The sequence below is a fragment of the Moorena sp. SIO3H5 genome, assembly GCF_010692395.1.
In the GTDB taxonomy this organism is placed as follows: domain Bacteria; phylum Cyanobacteriota; class Cyanobacteriia; order Cyanobacteriales; family Coleofasciculaceae; genus Moorena.
The window spans coordinates 1-4,136 of the sequence record NZ_JAAHHS010000543.1; the positions used below are offsets into that span (position 1 = coordinate 1).

At 46.7% G+C, this 4,136-nt stretch carries 5 protein-coding genes; 3 read left to right on the plus strand and 2 right to left on the minus strand.

Going from position 1 to position 4,136, the window contains the following annotated elements:
• The coding region (locus F6K52_RS33165; RefSeq protein WP_293088893.1) for a hypothetical protein at positions 1 to 308 on the minus strand (308 nt) is incomplete at its 3' end.
• 363 nt (positions 309 to 671) lie between these two features.
• Here F6K52_RS33165 and F6K52_RS33170 point away from each other — a divergent pair.
• A complete protein-coding gene (locus F6K52_RS33170; protein WP_293088895.1) occupies positions 672 to 1,994 on the plus strand; it encodes a class I SAM-dependent methyltransferase in 1,323 nt (440 codons plus the stop codon).
• Between the two features lie 85 nt (positions 1,995 to 2,079).
• Positions 2,080 to 2,337, plus strand: coding sequence for a hypothetical protein (locus F6K52_RS33175; protein WP_293088897.1), 258 nt, complete (start codon positions 2,080 to 2,082; stop codon positions 2,335 to 2,337).
• A 263-nt stretch (positions 2,338 to 2,600) separates the two neighbouring features.
• Here F6K52_RS33175 and F6K52_RS33180 read toward each other — a convergent pair whose 3' ends face one another.
• Complete coding sequence (locus F6K52_RS33180; RefSeq protein ID WP_293088899.1) at positions 2,601 to 3,428, minus strand: Uma2 family endonuclease; 828 nt, start codon at positions 3,426 to 3,428, stop codon at positions 2,601 to 2,603.
• Between the two features lie 309 nt (positions 3,429 to 3,737).
• On the opposite strand from F6K52_RS33180, the gene F6K52_RS33185 reads away from it, so the two are divergent.
• Positions 3,738 to 3,983: a hypothetical protein gene (locus F6K52_RS33185; protein ID WP_293088901.1), complete on the plus strand. Its 246-nt coding sequence runs from the start codon at positions 3,738 to 3,740 to the stop codon at positions 3,981 to 3,983.
• Positions 3,984 to 4,136: the final 153 nt, after the last annotated feature.

Genomic DNA, 4,136 nt, shown 5'->3' on the forward strand with positions numbered 1-4,136 from the left:
TAGGCTGCATCTTCCTCCTCAGGAATTGTGTAGAGGATACTGGTTAAGGTCTTGTCTATGTTATTTCCAATTACCACTCTACGCCCTAGATCTGTGGTAATAGAATCCCCAGTTTCACAAAAAGGAAGACAAAGTTGAGCAGTAGGCTCCTCACCAGCAGGGGGCTTAACCACTACATTTTTAACTAGTGTAACTGCCTGGGCTGCACTAGAAATTGCCACAGTCATCAATGCTGCTGATGCTGTAGCCATAGCTAATTTCTGAGCCATCCCTTTGGTAACCGCTAATGATGATGATAATTGATTCATCTAAATCCCTGATTAATTTTCCTGTAAGCATTCAGCCGTCAGCTATCAGCTATCAGCTAATGCCCTACGCGCACGCTAAGGGAAAAGTTTTCACCCCAAGGCTAACCCCTCGATGCTGACGACTGAATGCTGAATGCTGAATGCTTTATTTTTCCTAGGTCATATTACCCAACAATCTGGACATTGTTTATAAATCTTTGGTAAACTTATCATGAAGGTTATCACCAAGATTCTGAAGGGTTGTATTAAAGTTATAAGAAGCCGTCAGCAGTCAGTCGTCAGCGGTCAGCTTTTAGCTCATTAGCTGATAGCTGATAGCTGATAGCTGATAGCTCCCTACACCCTACTCCCTACTCCCTAATTATGGATACAAACGCCACTGAATTACAAGAAAAAATTCGCCAACAATTTGATTTTGGTCCCTATCCCAGAATTCCCATCGACCGCTCCCCAAAAAAGCAGTTAAGCTTACTTTATTTTCATAATTTAGTCACCCCCTATTATTTAAGAAATCACCAAGTCATTAATCCAGACCAGAAAGTCATATTAGATGCTGGCTGTGGCACGGGATATGGCACATTAACTTTAGCAGAAGCGAATCCCGGAGCCAAAATTATTGGGATTGATATCTCGGAGCAGTCTCTGGATTTAGCCCGTAAACGATTAAGCCATTATGGGTTTGAAGAAGCAGAATTTCATCAGCTCTCCGTTTATGACTTACCTAGTGCTGGTTGGGAATTTGATTATATTAATTGCGACGAGCTACTTTATTTATTTCCTGATCCAGCCGTTGCCCTGAAAGCGATGAAAGCGGTTTTGAAGCCTCAGGGCATTATTCGCAGCAATCTACACAGTAAGCATCAACGTCACCTGTATTTTCGCGCCCAAGAAGTCTTCCATCTGATGGGATTATTTGATGAAAATCCCGAAGATATGGAGATTGACATTGCTTTAAATACAATGAAAGCCTTAAAAAATAATGTTGAGCTAAAAGCTAAAACCTGGGATAATAAATATGAGGGAGAAGACGGAAAAGAAAGAGTGTTAATGAACTATCTTTTCCAAGGGGATAAAGGCTACACTATTCCTGATTTATTCGCTGGCTTAAGAGCCGCTAATCTAGAATTTATCAGTATGGTTCATTGGCGACAATGGGATTTAATGAGTCTATTCAAAGAACCAGACAATTTGCCAGTGTTTCTAGCTATGAGCTTGCCAGATATTTCTGTGGAAGATCGACTGCATTTGTTTGAGCTATTACATCCTGTTCATCGGCTCCTGGATTTCTGGTGTGGACACCCCGAGCAAGGCCAATCCTTTACTCCAATTGCCGAGTGGACACTGTCCGATTGGCAGAAGGCTAAGGTACATCTCCATCCTCAGCTGAACATACCAGACGTGAAACAAAATATTCTCAAAGCCATTACTGAATTACAGCCTTTTGAAATTAGTAGGTATCTACCAGTGAGTGGAGTGCAATCTCTGGTAGATAGTGCCGTTGCTTCTTGTCTATTACCCCTATTCGATGCTCCTCAGTCGATGCCATCTTTAGTAGAGCGATGGCAAAGATTGCGCCCAGTAGATCCCGTAACCCTTGAGCCGATAGCTGAGCAGAAGGCGTTTGATACCGTGAAAGAGGCATTGATGGGATTGGAGAATTATGGATATGTGTTGGTTGAAGGTTAGGAGGTTGTTCGCGTAGCGTGGCCAAAGGCCAAGGTTGTAGGTTGAAGGTTGTAGGTTGCCAGGTTGAAGGTTGAAGGGTTGAATTATGGTGTTGCTGAATCTTCCACTCAATAGCAGTAGAGTGGGCATCCTGCCCGCCCGAAAATCTCAGCAACAGGCAAGATGCCTATTCCACCTAGATCAGCAACAGGCAAGATGCCTATTCCACCTAGATCAGCAACAGGCAAGATGCCTATTCTACCTAGATCAGCAACAGGCAAGATGCCTATTCTACCTAGATCAGCAACAGGCAAGATGCCTATTCTACCTAGATCAGCAACAGGCAAGATGCCTATTCCACTAAATAGCAGTAGAGTGGGCATCCTGCCCGCCCGAAAATCTCAGCAGCCTAAGTTATAACGCTATAGGTCATCAACCAGATTCATGGGAGATATGCGATCGCTTTTAGCGTGGCCAAAGGCCAATCGCGTAGCGTGGCCTTTTGGCCAAGGTCAATCCCATTTAGCTCATCCTAGGAATTGAGAGAATTTTGTTCCCTGTTCCCTGTTCCCTGTTCCCTGTTCCCTGTTCCCTGTTCCCTACTCCCTACTCCCTACTCCCTACTCCCTACTCCAAAAGTCCCGCATCGATTCCTAGTGCCTGAAGTTGTTCCGGACTAAGAGCCTTCAATTGTGCTACCAACTGTTGCCGCTTTTGTTGCTCTTGCTGGGCTTGGTCCTCAGCGTAGGCTGCCCGCTCCTCGGCGTAAGCTGCCCGCTCCTTGCCAGTCAGTAGTAGATTTCCCTCTTGATCCCACCATCGTAACCAAGGTTGTTCCGCTAGACCGAGATAGGTGCCTTGCCACACCCCTAGTTCTACATTCATGCGATTAATAGGATAGTGGTTGCGCTCGTTAGGACTCAGGCGCTCATAGGTGCCATCTTCCCAGTGGTACACTTCCAACTCCCCGGTATTGATCATAAAGATGCCGTAATAGGGAATCCGAATAATTTTTTCGTATACCCAGAATTTCCCTGGTTTTTGAACAGTACCATCTACGGCTTGCAAAGGTGTCCGATCCCGTTCTTCCGCACCTGTACCCGATGCAAACTCTAGGACAATCAGAGGTGTGATATATTCCCGCCAGAGAACATAAGAGCGTCTAATCTGGCCATCCAGTCGGGGGGGCACGTCAGGCACATAAAACCAATCCGGGGCTTCTGCACCTTTTTCAGGGGGGGTGGTCTCCCGCCAGTAAATCCCACAATCTTGACCAATGGCATAGCGATTGTCTGGGTGAAGCTCTTGCAAGACTGGCTCGATGGAGTCAGTCAGAAGAATGCTTTGGGGATGTTCCTGAAAGTTCTTCACAAAGGTTCCATCAGATTCTGGCAGTTGGGTATGGTCTGGAAACGGGCGCAGTTGTTCGTCGATCGCGGTGTTGGAGTGAACCATAGGTCGAAGGTGCCTTAACAAGGGGGGAACCATCGCCCCTCTTTATCATCTCTAGCTTCCCCCTTATTAAGGGGGACGGGAGGGGGATCCCCACAACTGAAGGTTAGCAGGTTGACGGCTTAATTATAGTCAGCTTGTAGGGTGGGCAAAAACACTTTGGTGGTTTTGGAGTAGTCTAGATCAGAGAATTTTGCCCACCACTGCCCACAAGTTCCTTACTATAGCCATCCTAATTGAAACCTTGCTGAAAAATCCGTTGCTGGTGGGCAGTGCTTACAAAAGCTATGGCTTCCTGAGATTATCTTGCTGATGCACTGCCCACCCTACATCTACTCCCAATTCCCCACACCCCACACCCCACACCCCACACCCTACACCCTACTCCTAATTGTAGGGTGGGTAAAAACACCATTATGCTCTGGAGTAGTTCTAGATCACAGAATTTTGCCCACCACTGCCCACAAGTTCCTTACTATAGCCATCCTAATTCAAACCTTGCTGAAAAATCCGTTGCTGGTGGGCAGTGCTTACAAAAGCTATCCCTTGCTGATCTGATCTGTCTGACACACTGCCCACCCTACATCTAGATCTACATCTACTCCCGATTCCCCACACCCCACACCCCACACCCCACACCCTACTCCCCATTCCCCACACCCCCCACCCCACACCCCACACCCCACAACCCCCCACCCACCCCCCAACCCC

Coding starts and splice junctions, on each gene's coding strand:
- F6K52_RS33185 (WP_293088901.1), top strand. CDS start 3,738: ATGCACTGCCCACCCTACATCTACTCCCAATTCCCCACACCCCACACC.
- F6K52_RS33170 (WP_293088895.1), top strand. CDS start 672: ATGGATACAAACGCCACTGAATTACAAGAAAAAATTCGCCAACAATTT.
- F6K52_RS33180 (WP_293088899.1), bottom strand. CDS start 3,428: ATGGTTCACTCCAACACCGCGATCGACGAACAACTGCGCCCGTTTCCA.
- F6K52_RS33175 (WP_293088897.1), top strand. CDS start 2,080: ATGGTGTTGCTGAATCTTCCACTCAATAGCAGTAGAGTGGGCATCCTG.